21 protein-coding genes are annotated in these 25513 nt (G+C 60.7%); 7 read left to right on the top strand and 14 right to left on the bottom strand.

The window, feature by feature from the left end; translation table 11 throughout:
* Window positions 1-40 precede the first annotated feature (40 nt).
* On the top strand, window positions 41-379 hold the full coding sequence (locus BLV09_RS23290; protein ID WP_100384641.1) for an FmdB family zinc ribbon protein: 339 nt from the start codon (window positions 41-43) through the stop codon (window positions 377-379).
* Between the two features lie 26 nt (window positions 380-405).
* Here BLV09_RS23290 and BLV09_RS23285 read toward each other — a convergent pair whose 3' ends face one another.
* The 3 genes from BLV09_RS23285 to BLV09_RS23275 form a co-directional block, all read right to left on the bottom strand.
* A complete protein-coding gene (locus BLV09_RS23285) occupies window positions 406-1122 on the bottom strand; it encodes a DUF1614 domain-containing protein (RefSeq protein ID WP_146691262.1) in 717 nt (238 codons plus the stop codon).
* Window positions 1123-1205: 83 nt separating this feature from the next.
* Window positions 1206-1775: a class GN sortase gene (locus tag BLV09_RS23280; RefSeq protein WP_146689052.1), complete on the bottom strand. Its 570-nt coding sequence runs from the start codon at window positions 1773-1775 to the stop codon at window positions 1206-1208.
* A 190-nt stretch (window positions 1776-1965) separates the two neighbouring features.
* Complete coding sequence (locus BLV09_RS23275) at window positions 1966-4245, bottom strand: marine proteobacterial sortase target protein (RefSeq protein WP_146689051.1); 2280 nt, start codon at window positions 4243-4245, stop codon at window positions 1966-1968.
* A 186-nt stretch (window positions 4246-4431) separates the two neighbouring features.
* Between BLV09_RS23275 and BLV09_RS23270 the strand changes: the two genes are divergently transcribed.
* Window positions 4432-5199 (top strand): helix-turn-helix domain-containing protein, encoded by a 768-nt coding sequence (locus tag BLV09_RS23270; RefSeq protein WP_146689050.1) that lies wholly within the window; start codon window positions 4432-4434, stop codon window positions 5197-5199.
* Window positions 5200-5344: 145 nt separating this feature from the next.
* Here the strand turns inward: BLV09_RS23270 and BLV09_RS23265 are convergent, their stop codons facing one another.
* On the bottom strand, window positions 5345-6568 hold the full coding sequence (locus BLV09_RS23265; RefSeq protein WP_146689049.1) for an ABC transporter substrate-binding protein: 1224 nt from the start codon (window positions 6566-6568) through the stop codon (window positions 5345-5347).
* A gap of 417 nt (window positions 6569-6985) precedes the next feature.
* On the opposite strand from BLV09_RS23265, the gene BLV09_RS23260 reads away from it, so the two are divergent.
* A complete protein-coding gene (locus BLV09_RS23260) occupies window positions 6986-7636 on the top strand; it encodes a glutathione S-transferase family protein (RefSeq protein ID WP_146689048.1) in 651 nt (216 codons plus the stop codon).
* Between the two features lie 41 nt (window positions 7637-7677).
* On the opposite strand, the gene BLV09_RS23255 is transcribed toward BLV09_RS23260, so the two are convergent.
* The 7 genes from BLV09_RS23255 to BLV09_RS23225 all read right to left on the bottom strand — a co-directional run bounded on the left by BLV09_RS23255 (window position 7678) and on the right by BLV09_RS23225 (window position 15282).
* Window positions 7678-8670, bottom strand: a complete 993-nt coding sequence (locus BLV09_RS23255) for an ABC transporter ATP-binding protein (protein ID WP_146689047.1) — start codon at window positions 8668-8670, stop codon at window positions 7678-7680.
* Window positions 8667-9680 carry an ABC transporter ATP-binding protein gene (locus BLV09_RS23250; RefSeq protein ID WP_100384635.1) on the bottom strand — a complete coding sequence of 338 codons (1014 nt, stop codon included), beginning with the start codon at window positions 9678-9680 and terminating at the stop codon, window positions 8667-8669. Before BLV09_RS23250 ends, BLV09_RS23255 begins: the two co-directional genes overlap by 4 nt.
* Entirely contained in the window at window positions 9680-10573 is an 894-nt protein-coding gene (locus BLV09_RS23245; protein WP_146689046.1) for an ABC transporter permease, read from the bottom strand. Before BLV09_RS23245 ends, BLV09_RS23250 begins: the two co-directional genes overlap by 1 nt.
* An 11-nt stretch (window positions 10574-10584) precedes the next feature.
* A complete protein-coding gene (locus BLV09_RS23240; protein WP_146689045.1) occupies window positions 10585-11532 on the bottom strand; it encodes an ABC transporter permease in 948 nt (315 codons plus the stop codon).
* Between the two features lie 57 nt (window positions 11533-11589).
* Window positions 11590-13188: an ABC transporter substrate-binding protein gene (locus BLV09_RS23235; RefSeq protein ID WP_146689044.1), complete on the bottom strand. Its 1599-nt coding sequence runs from the start codon at window positions 13186-13188 to the stop codon at window positions 11590-11592.
* Between the two features lie 191 nt (window positions 13189-13379).
* Complete coding sequence (locus BLV09_RS23230) at window positions 13380-14303, bottom strand: 3-keto-5-aminohexanoate cleavage protein (RefSeq protein WP_100387291.1); 924 nt, start codon at window positions 14301-14303, stop codon at window positions 13380-13382.
* Window positions 14304-14340: 37 nt separating this feature from the next.
* The gene (locus BLV09_RS23225) at window positions 14341-15282 is read right to left on the bottom strand and encodes a 3-hydroxyacyl-CoA dehydrogenase (protein WP_146689043.1); all 942 of its coding nucleotides are present in this window, start codon (window positions 15280-15282) and stop codon (window positions 14341-14343) included.
* 346 nt (window positions 15283-15628) lie between these two features.
* Between BLV09_RS23225 and BLV09_RS23220 the strand changes: the two genes are divergently transcribed.
* The 4 genes from BLV09_RS23220 to BLV09_RS23205 all read left to right on the top strand — a co-directional run bounded on the left by BLV09_RS23220 (window position 15629) and on the right by BLV09_RS23205 (window position 20394).
* Window positions 15629-16405 (top strand): SDR family oxidoreductase, encoded by a 777-nt coding sequence (locus BLV09_RS23220; RefSeq protein ID WP_146689042.1) that lies wholly within the window; start codon window positions 15629-15631, stop codon window positions 16403-16405.
* A 108-nt stretch (window positions 16406-16513) separates the two neighbouring features.
* Complete coding sequence (locus BLV09_RS23215) at window positions 16514-18883, top strand: PAS domain S-box protein (RefSeq protein WP_244549197.1); 2370 nt, start codon at window positions 16514-16516, stop codon at window positions 18881-18883.
* A 96-nt stretch (window positions 18884-18979) separates the two neighbouring features.
* Window positions 18980-20083 (top strand): IS5 family transposase, encoded by a 1104-nt coding sequence (locus BLV09_RS23210; RefSeq protein WP_100385826.1) that lies wholly within the window; start codon window positions 18980-18982, stop codon window positions 20081-20083.
* On the top strand, window positions 20080-20394 hold the full coding sequence (locus tag BLV09_RS23205; protein ID WP_100381136.1) for a hypothetical protein: 315 nt from the start codon (window positions 20080-20082) through the stop codon (window positions 20392-20394). The genes BLV09_RS23210 and BLV09_RS23205 overlap by 4 nt, the downstream gene beginning before the upstream one ends.
* A gap of 107 nt (window positions 20395-20501) precedes the next feature.
* On the opposite strand, the gene BLV09_RS23200 is transcribed toward BLV09_RS23205, so the two are convergent.
* The 3 genes from BLV09_RS23200 to BLV09_RS23190 form a co-directional block, all read right to left on the bottom strand.
* A complete protein-coding gene (locus tag BLV09_RS23200) occupies window positions 20502-22418 on the bottom strand; it encodes a sensor domain-containing diguanylate cyclase (RefSeq protein WP_146689040.1) in 1917 nt (638 codons plus the stop codon).
* A 283-nt stretch (window positions 22419-22701) separates the two neighbouring features.
* Complete coding sequence (locus BLV09_RS23195) at window positions 22702-24252, bottom strand: AMP-binding protein (protein WP_146689039.1); 1551 nt, start codon at window positions 24250-24252, stop codon at window positions 22702-22704.
* A gap of 16 nt (window positions 24253-24268) precedes the next feature.
* Window positions 24269-25423 (bottom strand): iron-containing alcohol dehydrogenase, encoded by a 1155-nt coding sequence (locus tag BLV09_RS23190; RefSeq protein ID WP_167558858.1) that lies wholly within the window; start codon window positions 25421-25423, stop codon window positions 24269-24271.
* Window positions 25424-25513 lie beyond the last annotated feature (90 nt).

Raw genomic sequence — 25513 nt, 5'->3', positions numbered from 1 at the left:
CCGCTGATGTGGTCGAATTTCAATTGCGCGGGAAATCAACATGCCGGTCTATGACTATCTCTGCAACGATTGCGGTCCGTTCACGGATATGCGGCCGATGTCGGAATGCGACGCGCCGCAGGATTGTCCGCAATGCGCGAGCGTATCGCCGCGCGCGATCCTGACAGCGCCGAACTTTTTCTGCATGCCCTCCGACAGGCGGAAGGCCCATGCCACCAATGAGCGCAGCGCCAACGCGCCCAAGACGCTCGGCGAATACAAGGCGTCGCATGCACCGGGCTGCGGATGCTGTTCCGGCAAGCCGTCACGCCTGGTGAAGAAAACCCGAAGCGGCGCAAAGAGCTTTCCGACCGCGCGTCCGTGGATGATCAGCCACTAAAGGCGATGTTGGTCGCGGTTACTTCTCTACCGACCCGGCCGCATGCGCGATGGCGAGGCTATACCGGCGAGTAGCACCGCAAGAATGCCGGTGAGAAAGATGCCGTCGAAGGTTCCCGCGCCGCCGATCGAGGCCACCGGCGCACCGAGCCCGCTGATCTTGTCGAGATTGAGAAGATCGGCGCCAACAAGCGTTCCCATCGAGCCGCCGATATAGGCCAGTGGCGGCGCGTATTCGCGGGAAAGGATAAACGCCAGGATTGCCGTGGTCACGACGGGTGCGAATACCGGAACCGCGATGCCGATGCCCTGCACCGGCGTGGCCATCGAATGGATGATGAAGGCGATCGCGACCACAGCCAGCGTTGCCTTGAGCCAGAGCTGATATCGGATAACGAGATAGGCGGACATCAATGCCGGGATCACCGCGCCGCCGATATTCACCGCCAGAACCGTACCGGGCCATTGCGCCACGAGCGGCACGATATAGCGCATGCCGTAGAATTCCACGATCTGGCCGGATCTGACCGGCGTTCCCGGCAGGACCGTGACAGGAATATTGAAATAGCTGCCGATCAGCGACCCGAACAGCAATAGCAGCGCCACGCCGGGTCCCACCCCGAGCCGCATATAGGCATATCTGAGAATGCGGAGCTGAATCAGGATGACCAGCCCGGCCAGCAGGACCACCAGGATCGAAAACAATCCCGGGGTCATCGGCAGGTAGTGAACTTGGGAGTGCATCATGGCAGCGCTTCAGTTTCGAGGGCGTTCAAGCCGAAACATCTCACGGGACTGGCGCAATTTAAATAGCCTGACGCATGCAATCAGGCATCGGGTCCGATCATGGTGGCGTGCAGGAGATAACGTTCGGGTCCCGGTGTCAGTGCATCGAACGGCCAGCAGGTCGACAGGATCAGTTCGTGGCCGTTACTCAGCGGGTCAATCCCTGAGTTGTCAAAACGCACGACCGAGCTGGCGTCGGCCCGGTAGCGGAACATCCTGCCGTCGCTTCGCATGACATCGATCTCGTCGCCGATGGCGACATCACGCAGAAAGCGGAAATGCGTATCGCGATGCGCGGCGTAGACGGCCACGCCGCGCTCGCCGGCATCGGGCGTTAGCTCGACATGACCCGGACCGAAGGCGAGGGCTTGCCCGCTGCTTCCGGCAAGCACGATGGCGCTGGCGCCAAGCCGTTTCACCTCAATGCGTGCAACTGGCCAGGTATCCGCCCAGCCCCAGGGTTTTGTTTCGTGACCGGTGGCGATGGCCTCGGCAAAGGCCCGCTCAAGCAGAACCTGCGCGAGCAATGCCTTGGCCTGGATGTAGGCGCCCTGTCCGAACAGCACGAGACCCGCGAGCGCGAACAGGAAAGGGGCGACGATGCGTTGCATTGGCTTTGTCCTTCCGTCATTGCGAGGAGCGAAGCGACGAAGCAATCCAGACTGTTTCCGTGGTGAAATCTCTGGATTCCTTCGCTTCGCCAGCAATGACGATGGTGGAAAGTTGCGCGCGCGGCCCGGGGGAACGGGAGGCCGCGCGCGCTTGCGGGAGGAGGGTGGTGGCGCCTCCGTTCATGCGGCGTCAGCGCGCAAACATCGGACGCCGGTTGAACACGAGCAGGATCAGGCTCAGCGCCAGCAGGATCAGACCTGTGATCATCTTGAGTTCGGCATCGGTCGCCGTCTTCGGCAGCCTGACCGTGTCGGGGATGGGCGCGACCATCGGGAGCGGACGCTTCGCTGCCGCGACTTGAACCCGGCCATCACCGACGTCAGCGCGCCGTTCCGTCGGCGGCGTCGGCAGTTGCGGGCGCTCGCCGAAGACCTTGGCAAAATCCCAGCCTGCCGGCAGGTTGAGCGGAAGTTCGGTGAGTTTCAGTGGCTCGCCTTCAGGACGGCTCGGTGTCTTGTCGATCGCGACCAGACTGGTCAGCCGGCTCACGAGTTGATGTTCCAGCGCCAGCGCGAGAATGGTCTTGTCGGCTTGCTCCGGGCTTACTTGCCGCGTCGTGCGTGCGATTTCGGCATCGCTGATCTTGCGACGTGCCCACAGCTTGGAAAGGCCCTTGCCCTCCGCCGCCTTTGCCAGCGGCAAGGTCACGACCCAGGGCCGGTCGCCGATACGCCCCTTGATCTCGACCGAGCCTGCGAGCTTGTCGAGTTTTGCCGCCAGCACCAGCGGTTCATCGCGATAGAGATCGGGGATCGCGGCCGGCGTGATGTCGGCCGCCGCATCGGAAAATTTCGCGGTGAGGCCGGTGACGGCAGGATTCTCGAGCTTGGCAAACAGATCGCGCATCCGCTCCTCGACCTGATCGACCGAGCCGATATGGGTAAAAGCGCCCCGCCCGAGTTCGGCGGCGCGGGTCATCAGATAGGTGTTGGGCGCCGAGCCGATGCCGACCATGAACACGCGCGAGCGGCCGCGCATCGCCGTGATGGTTTCGAACAATTGCTGCTCGTTGCCGATATCGCCATCCGTCAGGAACACGACCTGACGAAGGTAGTTCGTATCGCCGTCGTTATTGTTGTCGGTCAGCGCCGCGCGCATCGCCGGCACCATTTCCGTACCACCGGCAGCCTGCAACGCAGTTACGAACGACGTGGCTTGACCGATATGCTGGGCATCGGCCGGCACCGAATCCGGGAACAGCACATCCATGGTGTGATCGAAACGGATGACGTTGAAGCGGTCGCTGGGCTGCAAACGGCCGAGCGCATAGATCAGGCTCGCCTTGGCCTGCACGATTGAAGTGCCACCCATTGAACCGGAATTGTCGATGACGAACACCACTTCGCGCGGCAGTGGCTTTCTCTCGGCCTGCTCCACCGAGGGCGGCGTGACAAAGGCCAGCAGATAGTCGGCGTTGCCGACATGCTCGCGGAACAGTCCGACCGACGGCGCCTTTTCGGCTGATGGTTTCCAGGTCAGCTCGAAGTCGCGATCGGCCGCAACCTCGCCTTCGGCAAGCCGGATGATGCGTGTCGCACTGTCAGGGCTTTCGATCTTCACCGCGTGATGATGGCTCTTCACTTCGCCGAGCGGAAAACCCGCTTGCAGGTGAACCGTGATGCTGGTCGGGTTTACGGGTGCGTTTTGCGCGGGGTCCAGTACCGGCGGCGTGATGCGGTCATGGTCCGGTACCGGGTCCGAAGTGGCCGATCCCCAGCCGCCGCCATCGGCGCGCAAGTCGACGCTCTGCACCACCGGCGCGGGATTGTAGCGCGGGCCGATCACCAGCGGCACACGCAGCGAGAACTCGTTGCCGGATTGATGCACCGGCTCCTGATATTCGATCTGTATCAGCACGGTTTCGCCGGGGCCGATATTGGCGACCGAGTTGGTGAAGATGTTGGGCCGTTCCTGTTCGGTCAGCGCAGCCTTCTGTCCGTTCGAGCGGGCCTGCTCGTAGATGACGCGGGCCTGCTGCCGCTCTCTGATATCGCCGACGATGACGCGGTCGCCGACCACCATCTTGAGCGTATCGACGGCGCCGCCCTCTGGCAGCGGATAGACATAGGTTGCTTCCACCCAGTCTTGCGTCGGGTTGCGGAAGACCTGCGTAACGCGGGCGCGGATCGTTGGACCTGAAACGGTGAGGTCGACATCGACGCCGAGTCGCGTGGCGTCGGCGTAGCCATCATCGGTTTTCAACAGCAGCGAGCCGGTCCGCGCATCGCTAGGCCTGACAAGGGCCGATTGCGGGCCTTCGGCCGACCACACCGGCTCGAAGCTCAAAAACAATGCTGCGAACCCGACCAGGATTACGGCAACACCCTGCATCACAAGGAACAGCAGCAGCCTGACTATTCGCGACAGGTTCGAGCGGCTGTTGATCCCAATTCCATTATAGATAGTCATTTTGCTTGCTCCCGAAGCAGGTTTCGCCGCCTCAATCTGTGCGGGACGGCCTGCTTTGGCGCGAGCAGAATGATCGGCATTGTTCAGCCGCGGTCCGTTCAGGCGCGCCGCGGCAGATACGGTTTTGTGCGGTTTTGTGCTGGATTGTGCGTCTGCTAGAATGGCGGGAATCGAGCAGGGGTGACGATGTCGACGCCGGACAAACAGCTTTCCGCCGAGCAAAGCCGGCAGGTGGCGGAGACCATTCGCGAAGAGATCGCGCGCCGCCGTATCTCGCGGCAATCACTCGCCGAACAAGCCAAGCTCAGCCTTTCGACACTGGAGAAAGTGCTCGGCGGGCGCCGCCCATTCACATTGGCGACCACCGTGCGGCTCGAACAGGCGCTCGGCGTTTCCTTGCGCAAGAGCCAGGATATCGCGCCGCCGCCCGCGGCGCCGATCAACGGCGATACAGCGCCCGACGCCTTGGGTTCTTATTCGCGCCGCGCGGCGGCGTGGCTCGAAGGCGCGTATGTGACGCTGCGCCCGTCATTTGGGGAAAAGGATTCAATCTACGCCTATCGTACCGAAATATCCTGGGATGCCACGGCCTCATCGCTGGTGTTCCACGAAGGCGAAAAGCTGGATGCGGCCTACACACAGTCTGGTGAAGTTGCGGTGCCGAACCAGTCGGGTTTTATCTATCTCGTCACCAACCGACATGGCCAGTATCGGCTCATTACGGTATCGCGCCCGAGAATCACCGGCGAAATGTACGGCATCATTACGACGCTGCTCGCCGGGCGTGGCTCGCTGCTGACGCCGATCGCGGCGCCCATCGCGTTTTTGCCGGCCAAGATGGTGCCAAATCCGTCTATGGGGCGGATTTCGTCAGACGACGCCAATTACGCTGTGTACCGCGAGCACCTGCGCCGTACCATCGACGAGCCGTTCGCGCTGTTCTTGCAGGGCTGAATCTTGCAAGGCTGATCTCTCAAGGCTGAATGGAGGAGCGAAGTTCGCTCCTCCATTTGTTTTTTAATTTACGAACGCTACTTATAGCGTTTTCGAGCGAAGTGGATACCGGTTCGCGTGAAGAAAACGCTTCAAATCAAAGACTTTAACCGCCGGTCTCGGCACTGATGATGTCGCCGAACAGTTCCCACTGGCCGTTCTTGAACTGCATCATTTTCAGCTGTTCGATCGGAGCGAAGTCGGTCGCGCTGGTGTTGACCTTGATGCCGGGGATGAGCGTATCCGGGGCGAAGTCCTTCAGGCTTGCGGCCTGCTTCATCACGTTTTCCCGGGTCAGATTGTCACCCGCCTGCTTCAGCACCTGCACCATGGTCTGGGCCGCGGCGTAGCCGTAGACCAGATTGGCGTCGGAGATGTTTGCGCCCGGCATGTACTTGTCGGCGAACGCCATGAATTTCTTCATGCCTTCATCGTTCTTCCATTGCGGGTCGGAAGCATCCTTGAGGTATCCGGCCGACAATACGCCTTCCGACGCGTCGAGACCGGCAGGCTTCATGACCGCACCGATCGAGATCGAGACGTCGGTCATCAAATGTATCGGCTTCCATTCGAGCTCCGCCATCTTCTTGATGGCTTGCGCTGCAAATTTCGGTGTCGAGATATTGACGAGTACGTCGGCGCCAGTGCCCTTCAGCTTGACGATATGCGAATCGATCGAGGGCTCGCTGGTCTCGTAGCTCTCTTCCGCGACAATCAGCTGGGAAGCCTTGTCGCCGAAGATGTCCTTGATGCCGGCGACGTAGTCCTTGCCGAAATCGTCATTCTGGTAGAACACCGCGACCTTGGCGTCGGGTTTGTTCTTCAGGATGTACTTCGCGAAGATCCGGGCTTCGACGCGGTAGCTCGGCTGAAAGCCCATGGTCCACGGAAACTCTTTCGCATCATTCCACTTGCTGGCGCCGGTGGCGACGAAGAGCTGCGGGACTTTCTTGGTATTCTGATATTTTTGCACCGCGGTCTGAGTCGGCGTACCCAGCGCGTTGAAGATCAGGAACACCTCGTCGCTTTCGATCAGCTTGCGGGTCTGCTCTACGGTCTTCGGCGGGCTATAGCCGTCGTCATAGGTGACGAAGTTAATCTTGCGGCCATTCACGCCGCCTTCGTCATTGATCATCTTGAAATAGGCGTCCTCGGTCTTGCCGATCATGCCGTAGGCGGAAGCAGGGCCGCTATAGGCCTCGATGTTGCCGATCTTGATTTCGGTGTCGGATGCGCCGGTATCGTATTTCTTTTGGGCGAATGCGCTTTGTGTGGCCAGCACCGTGAAGGCGGTCGCGGCCGCGAGCAAAACCAGTTTCTTCTTCTGCATAGAAAGCACCTTTTCATGGAATGGATATTGACGAGGGGGAGCGAAGCCCGATCATGGCGGAAGCAAGCGGCTTCCATCCTGTCGAGGGAGTTGGACGGACTATGTGCAGGAGAACAGGCGCTCACCGATGCCGCAGCCGGGCGCGTTATCCGGCTTCCGGCGGCCAAAATGGATGATCCAATCTGGGTAGCGAACTGGCAATGTATCCTCCCTGTGGCCAGCGGTCTTGCGCCGCTTGATCCTGCACCGAGGTGGTGCGGGCATAACATGCCCAACTCCGTGCAGGCTGACCAGTGGGAGTTTAGGACTTTAAGCCGTCCAAGGCCAATTTAGACAAAAGGCGGGATGATGCTTTTATAGTCATGGAAACAGTATCCTGCGATCCACCGCTATCGTTCGAAAATGAGGGAACGTCTGATGATCACGCTATACCATTGCGCCGCGGCGCGCTCGTTCAGGCCGCTGTGGACGCTGGAAGAGCTCGGACTCCCCTATGAGCTTAAAATGCTGCCATTCCCGCCAAGGGTTAAGGCCAAGGAATATCTCGGCCTTAACCCGCTCGGCACGATCCCGTTCCTGATCGATGGCGATACGCGCATGACGGAGTCGGCGGCGATCGCCCAATATCTGGTGACGCGCTACGGTCCGACGCCGCTGGCCGTGGCTGTCGACGAGCCGGACTTCGGCTCTTTCCTGAACTGGCTGCACTTCGGCGAAGCCACGCTGACTTTCCCGCAGACACTGGTGCTGCGTTACACGCAACTCGAACCGGAAGAGCGGCGCAATCCGCAAGTGGCGACTGATTATTCGAAATGGTTTTTCGGCCGGCTCCGTGGACTCGAGGCCGCCGTCACCAAAAGCGAGACGGTCTGCGCGGGTCGCTTTACGGCAGCCGATATCTCGGTTGGATATGCGCTGCTGCTGGCGCGAGATATCGGTCTCAGCGAGAATTTCACACCTGGCGTCGCCGCCTATTGGCAGCGATTGCAGGCACGAGACGGTTTTCGACGGGCGGTTGCGGCCGAGGATCTCGCGGGCGTGCAGCAAAAGGTACCGCGGCGCTCCTGATGTTCGGCGCACTTCCGCGCAGGTGGACCACTGGCTAATTTCTAAACGCTCAGGCCGGTTTCCTTATTGAGGAAGCAGGCGACTTGATGACGCGTGCCGGTTTCAGTCAATTTGGGCCGTTCGATCTTGCAGCGCGCCATCGCATGACGACAGCGGGTGTGGAAAGCGCAACCGGATGGAGGATTGATCGGGCTCGGCACGTCCCCGTCGATCATCGGCTTGAGACGTTTTGCTCTCGGATCCGCCAGTGGAACGGAGGCGAGCAAGGCTTGCGTGTAGGGATGCCGCGGGTTTGCGAACAGCTCGGTCTTTTCAGCCACCTCGACAATCCGGCCGAGATACATCACGGCCACGCGGTGGCTGATATGAGCCACGACCGCAAGGTCATGCGCGATGAACAGATATGAGAAACCGTGCTTGCCTTGGAGATCGATCAACAGATTGATCACCTGCGCCTGGATCGATACGTCGAGTGCCGATACCGGCTCGTCGCACACAATCAATTTGGGGTCGAGCGACAGCGCACGCGCGATGCAGATGCGCTGGCGCTGGCCGCCGGAGAATTGATGCGGATAGTTCCGCATCTGGTCCGGCCTTAGGCCCACCTGCTCGAACAGCTCCGCAACCCGCTCGCTCTTTTTGCGGCCGGTCGCGATGCCGTGGACGGTAAGGGGCTCGCCGACGATGTCTCCCGCCGTCATGCGCGGATTGAGCGAGGCGAACGGATCCTGAAAGACGATCTGCATCGAGCGCCGGCTTGGGCGCATCGCGGCCTTGCCGAGATGGGTGATGTCCAGTCCATTGAGCCGGATCGTGCCGCCGGTCGGCTCGACGAGGCGCAGGATGCTGCGCGCGACCGTTGATTTTCCGCAGCCGGATTCTCCGACAAGTCCCAATGTCTCGCCGACGCCAACGCTGAAGCTGATGCCGTCGACGGCGTGTACCGTGCCGACGATACGACGCAGAACGCCGCTCCGCACCGGATAGTGTTTGACGAGGTCCGATACTTCCAGCAGCGCGGGAGATCCGGTCATGGCAAATCCGCCGTTTCCGCTGCTCGCCAGCACGCCGCCAAATGACCTGGCTCCCAGGCCTGCAAGGGCGGATATTCCTCGTGGCAACGCGCGATGGCGAGCTTGCAGCGCGGGGCGAAGGCGCAACCCGGTGGTAAATTGATCAGCGACGGCACCATGCCGGGAATCTCGGTCAAGCGCGCGTCAGCTTTCGCATGCTGTGACGGTACCGCCGGAATCGAGGCCATTAGGCCGCGGGTGTAGGGATGTCGCGGGCTGGCGAACAGAGTTTCGACATCGGCCTCTTCGACCTTCTTGCCCGCATACATGACGATGACGCGTTGCGCCGTCTGGGCGACCACGCCAAGGTCGTGCGTGATCAGGATCAATCCCATGCCGAGCTCGTTTTGCAGCTCGAGCACCAAGGCCAGTATTTGGGCCTGTATCGTGACATCAAGCGCGGTGGTCGGCTCGTCCGCAATCAACAGCGCCGGCCGGCAGGCCAGTGCCATCGCGATCATCGCGCGCTGGCGCATGCCGCCCGAGAGTTGGTGCGGATATTCCAGCGCGCGCCGCTCGGGCTCGGGGATCCGGACGAGGCGCAGCATTTCGACGGCCTGTTTCCAGGCTTCCGCCTTGGTGATGGTTCGATGCAGGCGCACGGCCTCGGTGATCTGGTCGCCGATCCGCATCACCGGATTGAGCGAGGTCATCGGTTCCTGAAAGATCATCGAGACGCGGTTGCCGCGGATCTGCCGCATCCTGTCTTCGTCAAGTCCGAGCAAATCGGTCCCTTCCAGCATGACGGAGCCGCCCACGATCCGGCCGGGTGGATCGGGCACAAGCCGCATGATGGAAAGCGCCGTCACGCTCTTGCCGCAACCGGACTCTCCGACGATCGCCAGGGTTTCGCCGCGGCGGACCGTGAACGAAACGTCGTTGACCGCCCTGAACAATCCCGAATTGGTGAAGAACACCGTTTGCAGGCCCTTCACGTCGAGGACGACATCTTCGGTTTTCACGTCGGTCATCAACCGCGTTGCCTCGGGTCGAGGATGTCGCGAAGCGCGTCACCGAACAGGTTGGTTCCGAACACCGCAAGACTGATCGCGATCCCTGGGAAAATCACCAGCCACGGCGCGGTGCGGACATATTCCGCCGCCGATTCCGACAGCATCCGTCCCCATGACGGGTACGGCTCGGGAATACCGAGGCCGAGGAAGGACAGCGACGCCTCGGTGAGGATCGTGGAGCCAAGCTGCGCGGTCGCCAGCACAATGAGCGGCGCCAGCGTGTTCGGCAAGACATGGCGTAGCGCAATGCGCATCTCACTCATGCCGATCGATTTGGCCGCTTCCACAAAAGGTTGCTCGCGCAACACCAGCGTATTGGCGCGGATTACGCGGGCGACGGTGGGAATCAGCGGGATCGCAATCGCAATGATGACGTTCGGCAGCGACGGCCCCAGCGCCGCCGTCATGACCAGCGCGAGGACCAGCAGCGGCAGCGCCTGCAGGATATCGGTGACCCGCTGAAACAGCAGATCGACCCAGCCGGACAGATAGCCCGATGTGAGACCAATGATGACGCCGATCGACGAGCCGAGCGCAGTCGAACCGATGCCGACGGCGAGCGATATCCGGGCACCATGGACGATCCGGCTCCAGACATCGCGGCCGAACGAATCCGTTCCCATCCAGTGCTGCGCGTCGGGATGGGAGAGGGCATGCGCGGAATCGATCGTAAGCGGATCGAAGCGGCAGATGAAATCGGCGAGCGCTGCAACCCACACGAACATCACCATGATGAACAGGCCGGCGGTGCCGAGCACGTAGCGTTGCGCAAGGAAAACCAGCCTGCGCCAACCATGCGTAGCGTTGGCGCCGGCGCGTCTTAATTCGCTATCGTAGTTGATCGCGGTCAAGCAGGAGCCTCTCAGTCCGTATAACGAATCCGCGGATCGAATACCGCGTAGAGCATGTCGACCGTGAAGTTCGCGAATACGACGATCACGGCGATGAACATCACGAGATTCTGCACGATTGGATAGTCGCGCCACCGGATCGCCTCGACCAGAAAACGGGCGACGCCGGGAATATTGAAGACGGTTTCGGTGACGATCAGCCCGCCGATCAGGAATGCCGCCTCGACGCCGATCACGGTGATGACGGGGAGAATGGCGTTCTTCAGGGCGTGGTGATAGTTGACGGCCGCTTCCGATGCGCCTTTGGCCCGCGCGGTGCGGATGTAATCCTGCCGCAGGATTTCCAGCATCGAGGAGCGCGTGATCCGCATCGTCAGCGCGGCGCTGCGAAAACCGACCGCCATGGAGGGAAGACAATAGGTCGCGAACATCTCACCGAACGTTTTCGGGTCTGGATTGAAGATCGGAATGCTTCCGAACAGCGAGACGGAAGCCATCAGGATCAGCAGGCCGAGCCAGAAGGAAGGCAGCGACAGGCCGCTCAGGCTGACGACACGCAAGGCATAATCGAGTCGCGAGCCCTGATTGACGGCGCTGATCACGCCCAGGGGAATGCCGATCGAGGCGGAGAACAGCAGCGCCAGGCCGGCCAGTCGCGCCGTGATCGGAATTCGCGGCAGGATCTCGTCCAGCGCAGGCTTCTCGGACACATAGGAATAGCCGAGATCGCCGTGAAGCAGCCCGCAGATCCAGCGCAGATATTGCACGACGATCGGTTGATCGAGGCCCAGCTCCTGTTGCAGATGCACCTTGTCGGCGGGATCGACGTAACCCGCGGCAGCAAACAGGATATCGACGATGTTGCCCGGTACGATGTGCAGCAGCACGAAAATGACGACCGAGACCCCGAACAGGGTCACGAGCATCAATACGAGGCGTCGCACAATGTAAGCAAACACCCAGTTGCTCCGGTTGGCCGACTGGCGAGGTCTTGTCAGGGCTTGCGAAAGTGAAACTTATTTATCCAGCCAGACGTCCTCATAGCGGTAGCCGTTGTAGGAGCTGTTCACCATTACGGTAACGCCCTTTACATAAGGCTGCCAGCAGGTTCCCGTGCGGGCGTGGAAGATGATCGGTCGGGCAACGTCTTCCTGCAGCTTCTTGTCGATGTCCCAGACCAGCTGCTTGCGCTTGGCGACGTCGGTCTCGACCGACTGCTGGTCGAACAGCTTTTCGATGTCGCGGTTGCAGTAATTGGTGTAGTTCCGTTCCGAATTGCAGGAGTAGTTCTCGTAGAAGGACTGATCGGGATCGTCGACCGCGTTCCCCGTGAGGTTGAGGCCGAGCGTGTAGTCCTTGCGCGCGATCTTTGGAAACCAGTTGGCGGTTTCGACGACGTCAAGTTCGCCATCGATGTAGATGCTCTTGAGCTGATCGATCAGGATGACGGCGGGGTCGCGGTAGACAGGAATGTTGCGCGTCGAGACCTTGACCGCGAGATGCTTGTCGGGGCCGTAGCCCGCCTTCTGCATCAGCTTGCGCGCCTCCTCGCGATTGGCGTTCACGTCAGGCCCATAGCCGGGAATCGTTTCAAGCATTTCCTTCGGCATGGACCACAAGCCTGCCGGCGCGGGGAGCATGGTGCCGCCGATATCGCCCTGTCCTTCGAACATGATCGAGATGAACGCCTTGCGATCGAGCGCCAGCGCCATCGCGCGGCGGATGTCCAGATTGTCGAACGGAGGCGAGGACGAGTTGACGATGATGTTGGTGCTGACGTTGTTCGGCTCGACCACGCATATCGCATTCGGCGCCTGTGACTTGACGTCCTTGAGCAGCGGGATCGACACCTCGGTCGGAAACGTCATGTCGAACTTCCCCGCGACGAACGCCAGGATCGCCGTCGAACGATTGGGGATAATCGTGAATTCGATGCCGTCGAGATGCGGCAGGCCTTTTTTGAAATAATCGGGATTGCGAACGAGCTTGATCGATTCGTTGGTTTTGAATTCGACGAATTTGAAGGGACCGGTGCCGATCGGGTGGGTGCGCATCTCCGCCGGTGAAACATGACAGGGATAGATCGGCGTATAGCCGGAGGCGAGCAATGCCAGCAGCGCCGGCTGAGGCCGCTTCAAATTGAACGAGGCCTCGTAGTCGCCGTTCGTCGTCACGTCGTTGACCTGGTCGTACCAGGATTTGCGTGGGTTCTGGCGGAACTTCTGCGCCGACTTGCCCATCAGCATGTCAAAGGTGCATTTGACATCCGCTGATGTGAATGGCTTGCCGTCATGCCATTTGACGCCCTGGTGCAATTTGAAGGTCAGCGTCTTGTTGTCGCTGCTCCAGGCCCAGCTATCCGCCAGGTCCGGCACGATCGAATCCATGCTGTTTTGGGCAACGTCCTGCTTGTAGATGACGAGATTGTTGAACACCGGCATGAAGGGAACATTGACCGAGTAGGTCGCGCCCTCGTGGATGGAAGCGCTGCCCGGGCTATCCCGGTGATAGATCCGCAAAATGCCGCCCTGCTTGGGTTCACCTGCGGAAGCAACGGTCGAAACCGCCAGCAATGATAGCGCCGCCGCGACGGCAAGCGCTTGCACGCTCCGCATGGTTCCCTCCCTTGGCATCCCGGCCTCATTTCGGGCCGTTGATGCCAAACGATACCATGGCGAAGCGCGCAGGCAACCAGCAAGGTCGGGTGCCGATATTGATACTTCGGCCTAATATTATGATCCGCCGAAGTGCGACATCTTGTCAGTTATCGCCGCGAACCGTATGGCTTCGGTTTGTCGCCGAGCCGTCAAACCTCCAGCTTGTCGCCGCCTTTCAGGTCGAGAATTTCGCGGGCCTCGTCCGGCGTCGCCACTTCAAGGCCGAGGCCTTCGACGATCTTGCGGGCGAGTTGCACCTGCTCGGCATTCGACGCCGCCATGCGTCCGGGCGCCGCCCACAGCGAGTCTTCGAGGCCAACGCGGATATTGCCGCCCATGGCCGCAGCCATCGCCGCGATCGGCAGCTGATTGCGGCCGGCGCCGAGCACGGACCAGACGAACTTGTCGCCGAACAGCCGCTCGGCGGTCCGCTTCATGTGCAGCACGTCCTCGGGATGCGCGCCCGTTCCACCCTGCAGGCCGAACACCGTCTGCACGAACAGCGGCGGCTTCACCATGCCCTGCTCGAGGAAGTAATTCAGGTTGTAAAGATGCGCGGTGTCGTAGCACTCGAATTCAAAGCGGGTGCCGGTCTCGGACAATGTCTTCAAGACATATTCGATATCCTGGAACGTGTTGCGAAACACGATGTCCTTGTTCTCAAGATGCTTACGCTCCCATTCGTGTTCGAATTTCTTGAAGCGGTTGAGCATGCCGAAGAAGGCAAAATTCATCGACCCCATGTTGAGCGAGGCGACTTCCGGCTTGTAGACGGCGGCGGGACGGACGCGCTCGTCCACCGTCATGGTGGGCGCGCCGCCCGTGGTCAGGTTGATCACGGCGTTCGAGCGCTGCTTGATGATCTTCAGGAACGGTGCAAACGCTTCCGGACTCTGGTCGGGTTGGCCGGTCTTCGGATTGCGGGCGTGCAGATGCACGATCGCCGCGCCGGCTTCGGCAGCATCAACAGCGGCATCGGCGATCTCCTGCGGCGTTACCGGCAATGCTTTCGACATCGACGGGGTATGGATAGCGCCCGTGACGGCGCAGGTGATGATGACTTTGCGGCTCATGGCTTATTCTCTTTCTTGCGGGTCGAAATAGGGATGATCAGCTGTTTTGCGTTCGTTTGTGCGCGGCGAGCGCCGCCAGGCGTTCATTGCGCCGCTGCGTCAGCGCGGCGATGCGTTCAGGCGAGGGCTGATGCGGCCACGCGGCGATGACCCGATCCACATTCGGGCTTTGATAGACCTCGGGACCGGCCGCTGTCGCCGCAAGCTCCTTGTAGAAGCCGGTATAGCGCGCACAATAATCCGGAATGCCGCCGGGTGCATTGAGCTCGATGGTCTCGAACGGGCCGAGAAACGACCAGCGCAGTCCGAGGCCATCCTTGACGGTGTGATCAAGATCTTCCGCCGAGATATAGCCTTCGCCGACCAGCCGGAACGCTTCGGCGAGAAGCGCACCCTGCAGACGGTTGAGGACAAAGCCGTTGATTTCGCGGTTGACGGCGACCGGCACTTGCCCGATCGCACGATAGATCTGGCGTGCGCGGTCGATCGTGTCAGGCGAAGTCCACGGCGCGCCGCACAATTCGACCAGCGGAACCAGATGCGGCGGATTGACGGGATGCCCGACCAGGCAGCGCGCCCGGCCACGCAACGTTTCCGTGAAACGCGATGCGGTGATTGCCGAAGTCGAGGACGCCAGCACCGCGTCCGGGGGCGCCAGCCTGTCGAGCTCGGCGAAGATGGTCTTTTTCTGCTCGATCAGTTCCGGGCCGTTTTCCTGCACGAACTCGGCGCCGTCGACGGCCTCCTTGAGGCTTGCCGCCACAGTGAGCCGTGCCGCGGCGCCATCGGGATCATCCGCCAGTCCGTGGCGCGCCAGTGCGTGCAACTCGTCGTGGATCAGGCCGATGGCCGCCTTGAGCGTGGCTTCATGCGGATCGGTCAGCCGAACGCTCCATCCGGCGCGGGCAAAGATCGCGGCCCAGGCCCTTCCGATCAGGCCAGCGCCAACAATGGCGACCTGTCGATTTTCCTTTTTCATTTTTTCCTCGTTAGCCGGAACACGTGTCGCGTCCACTCAATGCGCCGTGATGGGCGATATGTCTATCGTCGTTGGATATCGTTCTTGCCTCCCCAATTGCGGCCGCACGGCGCGGCGTTCTGTTGTCCGGCCTGCGAGGCGCCATCTGTGTCAGCGCCTAGTCTCGCTTGCCGTGATTATTTGTCGCCATTAGAGTTACAAAAGACCGGGCCGTTGTCGATTCCTCTGTTGAAGTTACCGCTGCATGGGAGAGTTGACTTAAGCTCTGCTCGATCTGGCCGGACCGCGAGCTTGCGGCCGACATTCTTCCAACTGACGTGGTTTCAAACGACATCTCGGAGCGATCATGGATCTCGATATCAAGGGTTTGCGCGTGCTGGTTACGGCCGGCGCCAACGGCATCGGACGCGCCATCGCGCGCCGCTTCGCAGGCGAAGGCGCCACGGTTCACATCTGCGACGTCGATGAAACGGCATTGTCCGCACTTGTAGCCAGCGATCCCGCGATCACCTCGACGCGTTGCGACGTCTCCGACCGAGCCGCTGTCAAGAACCTGTTTGCGGAGACGACAGCAAAGCTCGGCGGCCTCGATGTGCTCGTCAACAATGCCGGCATTGCGGGGCCGACATCCAAGGTCGAAGATATGAATCCGGAGGATTGGGACCGCTGCCTGGAGATTTGCCTGACCGGGCAATTCAATTGCACCCGGCTTGCCGTGCCGCTGTTGCGCGACAGCAAGAACGCTTCGATCGTCAACATCTCGTCCGCCGCGGGCCGGCTCGGTTTTGCGATGCGTGCACCCTATGCGGCCGCGAAATGGGGTGTGATCGGCTTCACCAAATCGCTGTCGATCGAGCTTGGGCCGGACAATATTCGCGTCAACGCGATCCTGCCCGGGCTCGTTGCCGGCGACCGGCAGCGCCGCGTATTGGAAGCCAAGGCGCAGCAGCGCGGCATTTCTTACGCTGAGATGGAGCGGACGGCATTTTCCTACACATCGATCAAGGACTACGTGACGCCGGAACAAATCGGCGACCAGATCGTGTTCATGTGCAGTCCGCGCGGCAGGACCATTTCCGGCCAGGCGATTTCGATTTGCGGCGATACGCAAATGCTCGGATAGGCGGGAGAGTATCGCTTTGAGGGCTAGATCGCCTTAGTATCAGGTCCTCGGCAACCCAAGGGCAGCGCGGGAATGGCAGACAGCGACGGGCATCACGCTCGAACCGGAATGTCCTATGCTTCCGCGCCGGGGGATGTCTCGGGCACCCCGGCAGGCCTGCAGCAGATCGCAAAGGTCGCTGCGGTCATGCTCGATCTGCGGCATGGCTTTCGGAATGAACGCCGCTCTCCGGAGTATCGTGCGATTCATGGTCTGGCGGCAGACGTCGACGATACCCACGAGGATTGGGTTCAGCGGCTACACCCGGAAGATCGTGACCGCACCGTCCAGCACTTTCTTGAAGCTGTAAACAGCGCCACCGAACAGTTTTCCTATCAATACCGCATCATCAGACCGAGCGACGGGCAGGTGAGATGGCTTGCGACCGAAGCCCGGATCGAGCGAAGTTCGGATGGAAAGCCTTTGCGTCTGGTCGGCGCGCATATCGACATCACCGATCTCGCGATCGCAAAGGAGGCATTGCGGGAGAGCGAGGAGCGGTTCCGGCTGATTGCCAACAGCGCCCCGGTCCCGATGTGGGTCAGCAAAACCGATGGCACGCGGGCCTTCGCAAATCAGGCCTATCTGGAATTCCTCGGCGTGCCCTATGAACAAGCGCTCGCGTTCGATTGGCGGAAGATCTTGCATCCGGATCACGCCGCACGGATCATCAGAGAGAGTATTGCGGGTGAGGCATCGCTTAAGCCGTTTACGCTGGAGGGGCGTTATCGCCGCGCCGACGGGCAATGGCGGTGGATGCGATCGGAGTCACAGCCGCGCCGGGATCCGGCCGGAAGGCACATCGGCTTTATCGGGGTGGCTCACGATGTGACGGTTGCGAAGGAGGCCGAAACCGAGCTTCGCCGTCTCAATGAAACGCTGGAGCAGCGGATCAGGGAGCGCACCACGCAGCTTGCGTCCAGCGAAGCGCAAATGCGCGCCATCATCGAAACCAGCAATCAGTACCAGGGTCTTTTGGATATCGAAGGCAATGTGTTGTATGCGAATGCGACGGCGTTGGCGGGCATTCGCGCCAATGCGCAAGATGTCGCCGGAATGCCGTTCTGGAATACGCCATGGTTTTCCGGCACCGAGGGGATGCGCGACGTCGTTCGCAATGCTTTTCGCACCGCCATCACAGGCGAGAGTGTCCGGGCCGAAATGCGGCTCAATCTGCCGGCCGGCGAACGGTTTTTCGATTTCACGATGCGCCCCGTCTTCGATCAGCATGGCGTCGTTTCCGCAGTCCTGCCTGAAGCGGTCGACACCACGGAAAGGCGGCAGGCCGAGGAAGCGCTTCGCCAATCGCAAAAGATGGATGCGGTCGGCCAACTGACCGGCGGCGTCGCTCACGACTTCAATAACCTGCTCACGATCATCCGCTCCGCGACCGACTTCCTGCGCCGGCGCGAATTGAGCGAGGGTCGGCGCCGCCGATACATCGATGCGATCTCGGACACGGTGGATCGGGCGTCGAAGTTGACCGGTCAACTTTTGGCTTTTGCCCGCCGCCAGCCGCTGACACCGCAGGTGTTTGATGTCGGCTCGCAGGTCGAAAGCATCGCGCAGCTGATCCGTCCGCTGATGGGTGGCAGAATTCAGATCGATCTCGATCTTTGCGATGTCAGTTGCTTTGCGACGGCGGATATCGCGCAATTTGAAACCGCTTTGGTCAATCTTGCAGTCAACGCCCGGGATGCGATGGCCGGCGAAGGCAGTCTGCTGATCTCCGTCAAGACGGTCGATGTTATTCCTGCGCTCCGCGGCCACGCGAGCCGCGGGGGCGAGTTCGTCGCGATTTCCGTGACCGATACCGGATCGGGGATTCCGGCCGACAAGCTCGATGCCATCTTCGAACCCTTCTTCACGACCAAGGACGTGGGCAAGGGGACAGGTCTGGGCCTCAGTCAGGCACTTGGATTTGCCAAGCAGTCGGGCGGTGAAATCAAGGTAACCAGCGTTATGGGTGAGGGGTCGACGTTTGTGATCTATCTGCCCCAGGCCGAGACTCCGGCTGATGACGCGGAAGTTGCTATTGCCGGCGCCGAAGCTGCGATCAGCGGCCGCGGGCATTCTGTCCTCGTGGTCGAGGACAATGAAGACGTTGGACAATTTTCGACCGAATTGCTCAAGGATCTGGGCTACGCGATCAAATGGGTTCCCAATGCCAGGGAGGCGCTCAGGGTTCTCGCGGAGGACGAACTGGCGTTTGATCTGGTGTTTTCCGACGTCATCATGCCCGGGATGAATGGCGTTGAACTTGCGGTCGTCATTCGCGAACGATATCCCGGCCTTCCGGTGGTTCTGACCAGCGGCTACAGCAGCGTGCTGGCGGAAAACGCCCATCGCGGTTTTGAGCTGATTCAGAAGCCTTATTCGGTTGAAGCGCTTTCCAGGACCCTTCGAAAGGCCATTTCCGAGCGACGTGTTCTGGAATGAACGTCGCGCTGCGCCTCTAGCAGGCTGTTGAAGAAGTCTCTGGCGAAGCGTTTTGGATCGTGATTCCCTAGGACAGGATTTTGCTGAGGTGACGCGATGCGGGGAAGTGACGAAGGGTCTGGCTCGCTTTTCAGTTATGTGGACCTGGAGGCTCGGGTTCGCGCCGACCACCCGCTCCGGGTGATTAGGGACTTGGCGAATGCGGCGCTGGGCGATCTTTCTGGGGAGTTCGGCAAGCTCTACACGGACTTCGGCCGCCCCTCGATTGCACCGGAGAAGTTGCTTCGGGCGATGCTCCTGCAGGCGTTCTATGGGGTTCGCTCGGAACGGCACCTGATGGAGCGGATGGAGTTCGATCTTCTGTTCCGCTGGTTCGTTGGGCTTGGGGTGGACGATGCGGTCTGGGACCATTCGACCTTCTCGAAGAACCGCGATCGGCTGCTTGAGGGCGAGATTGCGGCCAAGTTCCTGAGCGCGCTTTTGGCGCAGCCGAAGGTCAAGCGTCTGCTATCGAGCGATCACTTCTCGGTGGACGGTACTCTGATTGAAGCTTGGGCTTCGATCAAGAGCTTCCGACGGAAGGATGGCAGCGACAAAGATCAGGACGGTCCGGGACGCAATGCCGAGCGTAGCTTCCACAAGGAAAAGCGATCCAACGAGACCCATGCGAGCACGACCGATCCTGAAGCGCGGCTTTACAAGAAGGGAGACGGCCAGCCGGCCAAGCTGAGCTATATGGGCCATGCGCTGATGGAGAACCGCAATGGTTTAGCGGTTTTGGGTGAAGTGAGCCAAGCGACAGGCACCGCCGAACGGGAGATTGCGCTTGCCATGATCGACAAGCGCGGTGGCGCCAAGCGGATCACGGTGGGGGCGGATAAGGCCTATGACGTCACGCCGTTCGTGCACGACCTGAGATATAGATCGGTTACGCCGCATATCGCGATCGACGGACATCTGAGTAAGACCGGCAAGCGGCGCAAGACGGCGATCGACGCGCGTACCACACGTCACAGCGGCTATGACATCAGCCAGCGTTGCCGCAAACGCATCGAAGAAGTCTTCGGCTGGATCAAGAGTTCCGCTGGTCTGGCCAAGGTCAAGCTACGAGGCCGCGACCGGGTGGATGCCGTCTTCGTCCTGGCGCTTGCGGCCTATAATCTGATCCGGCTGCCCAAGCTTCTGGCGGCACCGGCATGAGCATCCGGGGCAGATGGCGGGTCGTCGAGACACCAGGCTACGACATGGCCGTGGCCGGCGCCTACATCCTGTTCGATGAGGACGGCGGCGAGTTCGCCTTCGATTGCCTCACGGGCTCCATTCATGGACCCTGTGACGGCGATGCCGTCCAGTTCGGCTGGCAGGGAAACGACGAAATGGAGCCTGCCAATGGTGACGGTTGGGCCGAACTGCGGGATGACGGCTCACTCGAAGGTGAAATCTGCCTCCTCAATGGCGACGACATCCCGTTCATCGCACGTCGTTCAAAGACTTCTTCAACGGCCTGCTAGAGCATGATCCGGAAAAGTGGACACCGGTTTTCCGAAAAGATCATGCTCAAACAAAAAGATGAACGACGAGCATGATTCTCAGTTGAATCATGCTTTGGGGTAGCGGCCTACGGCTCCAGCAGGAACTGAAGCGGCACAGACTCGACAAAGCTATGTTTCAGTTCGCTGCTGGCGAAGGTCCGGTTGCGGCCTAGTCGCTTTGCCTCGTACAGCGCGAGATCCGCGTCGCCAACGAGCATCGCTTCGTCGAGGATAGCCTTCGTTTTGGTGGAGACGCCGCCGCTGACCGTCACATATCCGCGGCTCGAGGCGGAGTTGGGAATGCCGAGCGCCCTGATCGTCAGTCTGACTGCCTCCGCGACACGCAGAGCATCTGCTTCGGAAACGTCGGGGAGAACAATGATAAACTCTTCTCCGCCGTACCTTGCCGACATTCCCGATGTATTTGATGTCGCATCCGCGATGACTTTTGCGACTGCTTTTAAGCATTCATCGCCGGCCTGGTGCCCATAGCTATCGTTATAGCCTTTGAAATTGTCGATATCGAACAGCAGCACCGACAGGGTATCCCGCGCTGCATATTCGCGGCGAAGGAATCCGTCGAATGTTCGTCGATTGCAAAGACCGGTCAGTCCGTCGGTGGTGGCAAGCTGGGCAAGACGCGTGTTCAGCGAGGTCAACTCGTCTTCCATCATCTTGCGTTGGGTGACGTCTCTCAGCACACCGACAAACTTCGTTTGCCCGTCCTGCTCCGACGCCAGCTTGAAGTTGATCTCGACCCAGGCCACTGACCGGTCGGCGCGGGCAATTCTGAAAGCAACGGTATTGGTCGAATCCGGGTCACTCGGCCGAGCGGTGGCGGCCAGGACAAGCTCTTTGTCGTCGGGATGAACAAGATCGAAACACGATTTCCCGATCAGGTCACCCCCGCGCAGTCCCAGAACCGGTTCGACGGATGGTGAGACATACAACAGTGTTCCGCGACCATCGAGCAGGATCACGATATCGGCGATGTTGTCCGAAAGCAGCCGGTAGCGCGCTTCGCGCTCGCGGAGCGCGTGCTCCGTCTTCATTCGAAAGCGAAATTGCGACCACAGTAATGCCGCGGAAAGAATGATCAGGCACAGCAGCACGGCTCCGACCAGTGCGTCGGTCCGCAAGGTGGCCCACCAGCTCGCCAGAAGCTCGCTCTCGGAGCGGGCGACGGTCACGACCAGCGGATATTGCGAGGTTTCTTCATAGCCAAAATATTTCACCGTCCCGTCGAACGGCGAGATCGTTTTGTAATATCCTACGGAGCTGAGCTTGATCTGCCTTGCGAACAGATCGCTCTTCGACAGGTCCGCGCCGACATTCGCTGACGGCCAGCGGATCAAGACAATGCCGTCGTTCCGCATCAGGCCGATCGCCCCGCCGACCCCGAGCTGAAACCGGTTGTAAAACGCGTTGAAGTAATCGCTGTCGATCGCCGCCAGCAAAACGCCGCCGAAACTGCCGTCCTCCTTGCTGATCCGCTTGGAGAGCATGATGGTGGAGTGGCCGGTCAGGCGTGATTGGATGGGCGCGCTGATCCTGAGCGCGGCGCCGGGCGTGTCGCGATGGTAGATAAAATAGTCGCGGTCCGAGTTGTTGTAGCGCGGCAGTTCTGAAAGCGACGAATATTGCCACGCACCGTCGACGCTGAGAACGCCGATCTCGCGGATCTGCGGCAGCGCGTTGACGATGTTCGCGAGGAACGGATTCATGCGATCGGGTAACGGAGTCCGGTATTTCAGCAGCTCGACAATGCCGCTCATGCTGATGTCGGCCGCCTGAATCGTATGCGAAGCATGTTCAGCGAGCGAATGAGCAAGGTTCTGCGTCGCCGTCTGGCCGCGTTCAAGCGTGGCGGATTTGGATTCCAGCGCCTTCCAGATGACGACGCCCAGCACGCATGCGCTCATCGCGAGCGCGAAGAGAGTCGCGATCACGGCCGGCGCGATCTGCCGGCTGAGTGTGCTGGTTGCTGAAGCGTGATCCGGCATCTTGCGGGTGCTAAATGAGAAGCAGATGGCCAAATCATAGGCATGACATACTTTACGGGACGATAAGGCTGCATTCCGCCTATGCTTCAATAGCCGCGAATGTAGTTAATGCCGTCTGAGCTAACGTCGGAGTGGCAGGCGCGAGGCCTGCGGTGGCGAGGTCGCAAGTTCCGTCTCAGGCGGATGATCCAGCTTCGCTGAATCAGACTCGTCGCCGCTCTATTTGTTTGCGCATTGCCAAAAGCCGGTTCCACTTTTGGGATCAACTCTCGTGGAGCGACGCTTACACGATGCGCGACGTCTTGTTGCCCCAATAGCGGTCGCGCAACAGCCGCTTGTAAAGCTTGCCGGTTGGGAGCCGTGGCAGTTCCGCCTCGAAGTCGACCGAACGCGGCACTTTCTGACGCGACAGCGCCTGGCTGCAAAACAGAATCAGTTCTTCGGCGAGATCCGGCCCGGGTTCGATTCCCGGCATCGGCTGCACGACCGCTTTGACTTCTTCGCCAAGATCGGTGTTGGGAACGCCGAACACCGCAGCGTCGGCGATCTTGGGATGGGTAATCAGCAAGTTCTCGCATTCCTGCGGATAGATGTTCACGCCTCCCGAGATGATCATGAAGGTCGCGCGGTCGGTCAGATAGAGATAGCCGTCGCCATCGACATAGCCGACGTCGCCAACCGTGCTCATGCTGCCATCGGGTGAGCGGGTTTCGCGGGTCTTGTTCGGATCGTTGAAATATTCGAAAGGTGAGGCGGTCTTGAACCAGACCGTGCCCGGCGTGCCGACGGCACATGGCTGCATGTCCTCGTCGAGAATATGCAGGTTGCCGAACAGCACCTTGCCGACGGTCCCTCGATGCGTCAGCCATTCCTGGCTGTTGCAGGCGGTAAAGCCGAGGCCTTCGGTCGCGCCGTAATATTCATGAATGATCGGGCCCCACCACTCGATCATGTCTTGCTTCACCATCGCCGGGCAGGGCGCGGCGGCATGGATCGCAATCTCGAGCGATGACAGATCGTAACGCGACCGCGCGGTCTCCGGCAGTTTTAGCATACGCGAGAACATCGTCGGCACCAGCTGGCTGTGGGTCACGCTCCATTTCTCGATCAGTTCCAGGTAACGCTCCGGATCGAAGCTCTCCATGACGATGACGGTGCCGCCCATCCGGATCGTGAGATTGACGGCGGCCTGCGGCGCTGAATGATAGAGCGGAGCGGGCGAGAGATAGATCATGCCTTCGCGGTACTGCCAAAGTTTTTGAAGGAAATCGAACAGCGGCATTTGCTGGGTGGGTGGCTGCTTCGGCAGCGGACGCAGAATGCCTTTCGGGCGGCCGGTCGTGCCGGATGAATAAAGCATCGCCGTGCCGATGCATTCGTCGCCGATCGGCGTCACGGGCAGCCCGGCGGTCGCCTGTTGTAACCCGACGATGCGGTCGTTCTCGCCGGGACCGTCGGCAACGATACAGAGTTCGATCCTGGGGCACTGCTTCAGCGCCTCCCGCGCGACGTCGAGTTTGGCGACCGATGTAATGAGGATGCGCGACTCGCTATTGGTGAGAATGTAGGCGAGCTCACCCGGCGTCAGGTAGGAATTCACGCAGGTAAAATATAGTCCGGATCGCTCGCCGGCGCCGCAGGCCTCGAGGTAGCGGCTGTTGTTCTCCATGAAGATGGCGTAGTGGTCGAGCCGCTTCAGCCCATGGCGACGAAACAGATGTGCCAGGCGATTGCTGCGGGCTTCCAGCTCGGCATAGCTCACGCTCTCCCCGGAGTTTGCCATGATGAAGGCGGGTTGAAGGGGGCGGAGATGAGCGTGCCTGCCGGTGTACATCGCGTCTCCAATGTTCCTACGCGGCTAGAAGAAGAATCTCGCGCAATTGCGCCGGACTATCGATCTTGCGCGGATTGCGCTGAATCCAGGGTATGCGCATCGCCTGCTCGGCAATCCGGTCGAAATGCTCGGGGTCGACGCGGACGTCCTGCAGGCTGCGCGGCATGCCGAGGCCGCGGATGAAGCCATCGAGCACATCGGCGGCGTCCTTGCCGGGCTGTCCCATCGCGGCCGCGACGAGCGTCTGGCGTTCGGCATTGGCAGGTTTGTTCCAGCGCATCACCGACGGCAGCATCACGCAGGACGTATAGCCATGCGGCACGTCGAACGCCGCACCAAGCACATAGCCGATGCCGTGGCTCGCTCCCATCGGCACGCCCGCGGATGACGGTCCCATCGAGAGCCAGGTGCCGATCTGGCAATCCAGCCGGGCGTCGAGATCGGCAGCGTCGGCCTTCACGCGCGGCAGTGCCTGCGCCAGCATCGAAAGGCCCTTCAACGCCTGGGCGTCGGCGTAGGGATGCGCCTCGAGCGAGCACAAGCCTTCGACACAATGATCGACGGCGCGGATACCGGTCGAAAGCCACAGCCATTGCGGCGTGTGCACGGTGACGGCGGGATCGAGGATCACAGCGCGCGGTATCGTCAGCTCATGACGCAGCATTTCCTTGACGCGAATGCGCTGATTGGTGACACCGGCCGCCGCGCTGAACTCGCCGCCGGCAATGGTCGTCGGCACGCTGATCTGGCGCACGATCGGCGCCGTCATCGGCGGTGTGATGCCTTTACGCACCCGGATCGCATCGATGCCCTCGACGGTATTGATGTGGTTGGCGAGGCAGATTTGCACCGCCTTGGCGCCGTCGGTGATCGAGCCGCCGCCGACGGTGACGATCAGATCGGCGTTGGCCGCGCGGGCCTGCGCGGCGGCAGCGATGACGGCCTCTCGCGGTGTGTGCGGCGGCATCGAATCGAAGGTCGCCACGCAGCGAGACCCGAGGCTGTTGCGGATTTTCTCGATCTCGTCGGTTTCGCGGTTGAGCGTGCCGCTGACCATGAGAAACGCGCGCTCGGCACGCAGGCGATCCATCTGCTCCACGATCGCCGCCGCAGCCGGCGTGCCGAACACCACCTCGTCCATGGCGCCGAATACAACTCGTCCCTTGCGCACGACGTTGTCCTCCCCGGACATTTTTTACCGCGGTTTGAGATCAGTCTAGCGCAGTACATGCGGAGAGGGGAACTGCATAACGTCCCGATA

Origin of the sequence: Bradyrhizobium canariense (genome assembly GCF_900105125.1) — a bacterium.
Taxonomy (GTDB): domain Bacteria; phylum Pseudomonadota; class Alphaproteobacteria; order Rhizobiales; family Xanthobacteraceae; genus Bradyrhizobium; species Bradyrhizobium canariense_A.
Note: the sequence above shows the minus strand (reverse complement) of the source record. Positions and strands in the feature narration are given on the sequence as shown.

Coding starts and splice junctions, on each gene's coding strand:
- BLV09_RS23230 (WP_100387291.1), bottom strand. CDS start 14,303: ATGAGCCGCAAAGTCATCATCACCTGCGCCGTCACGGGCGCTATCCAT.
- BLV09_RS23235 (WP_146689044.1), bottom strand. CDS start 13,188: ATGCGGAGCGTGCAAGCGCTTGCCGTCGCGGCGGCGCTATCATTGCTG.
- BLV09_RS23225 (WP_146689043.1), bottom strand. CDS start 15,282: ATGAAAAAGGAAAATCGACAGGTCGCCATTGTTGGCGCTGGCCTGATC.
- BLV09_RS23255 (WP_146689047.1), bottom strand. CDS start 8,670: ATGACCGGATCTCCCGCGCTGCTGGAAGTATCGGACCTCGTCAAACAC.
- BLV09_RS23260 (WP_146689048.1), top strand. CDS start 6,986: ATGATCACGCTATACCATTGCGCCGCGGCGCGCTCGTTCAGGCCGCTG.
- BLV09_RS23200 (WP_146689040.1), bottom strand. CDS start 22,418: ATGCCGGATCACGCTTCAGCAACCAGCACACTCAGCCGGCAGATCGCG.
- BLV09_RS23210 (WP_100385826.1), top strand. CDS start 18,980: ATGCGGGGAAGTGACGAAGGGTCTGGCTCGCTTTTCAGTTATGTGGAC.
- BLV09_RS23265 (WP_146689049.1), bottom strand. CDS start 6,568: ATGCAGAAGAAGAAACTGGTTTTGCTCGCGGCCGCGACCGCCTTCACG.
- BLV09_RS23220 (WP_146689042.1), top strand. CDS start 15,629: ATGGATCTCGATATCAAGGGTTTGCGCGTGCTGGTTACGGCCGGCGCC.
- BLV09_RS23215 (WP_244549197.1), top strand. CDS start 16,514: ATGTCCTATGCTTCCGCGCCGGGGGATGTCTCGGGCACCCCGGCAGGC.
- BLV09_RS23205 (WP_100381136.1), top strand. CDS start 20,080: ATGAGCATCCGGGGCAGATGGCGGGTCGTCGAGACACCAGGCTACGAC.
- BLV09_RS23285 (WP_146691262.1), bottom strand. CDS start 1,122: ATGCACTCCCAAGTTCACTACCTGCCGATGACCCCGGGATTGTTTTCG.
- BLV09_RS23250 (WP_100384635.1), bottom strand. CDS start 9,680: ATGACCGACGTGAAAACCGAAGATGTCGTCCTCGACGTGAAGGGCCTG.
- BLV09_RS23280 (WP_146689052.1), bottom strand. CDS start 1,775: ATGCAACGCATCGTCGCCCCTTTCCTGTTCGCGCTCGCGGGTCTCGTG.
- BLV09_RS23290 (WP_100384641.1), top strand. CDS start 41: ATGCCGGTCTATGACTATCTCTGCAACGATTGCGGTCCGTTCACGGAT.
- BLV09_RS23270 (WP_146689050.1), top strand. CDS start 4,432: ATGTCGACGCCGGACAAACAGCTTTCCGCCGAGCAAAGCCGGCAGGTG.
- BLV09_RS23275 (WP_146689051.1), bottom strand. CDS start 4,245: ATGACTATCTATAATGGAATTGGGATCAACAGCCGCTCGAACCTGTCG.
- BLV09_RS23195 (WP_146689039.1), bottom strand. CDS start 24,252: ATGTACACCGGCAGGCACGCTCATCTCCGCCCCCTTCAACCCGCCTTC.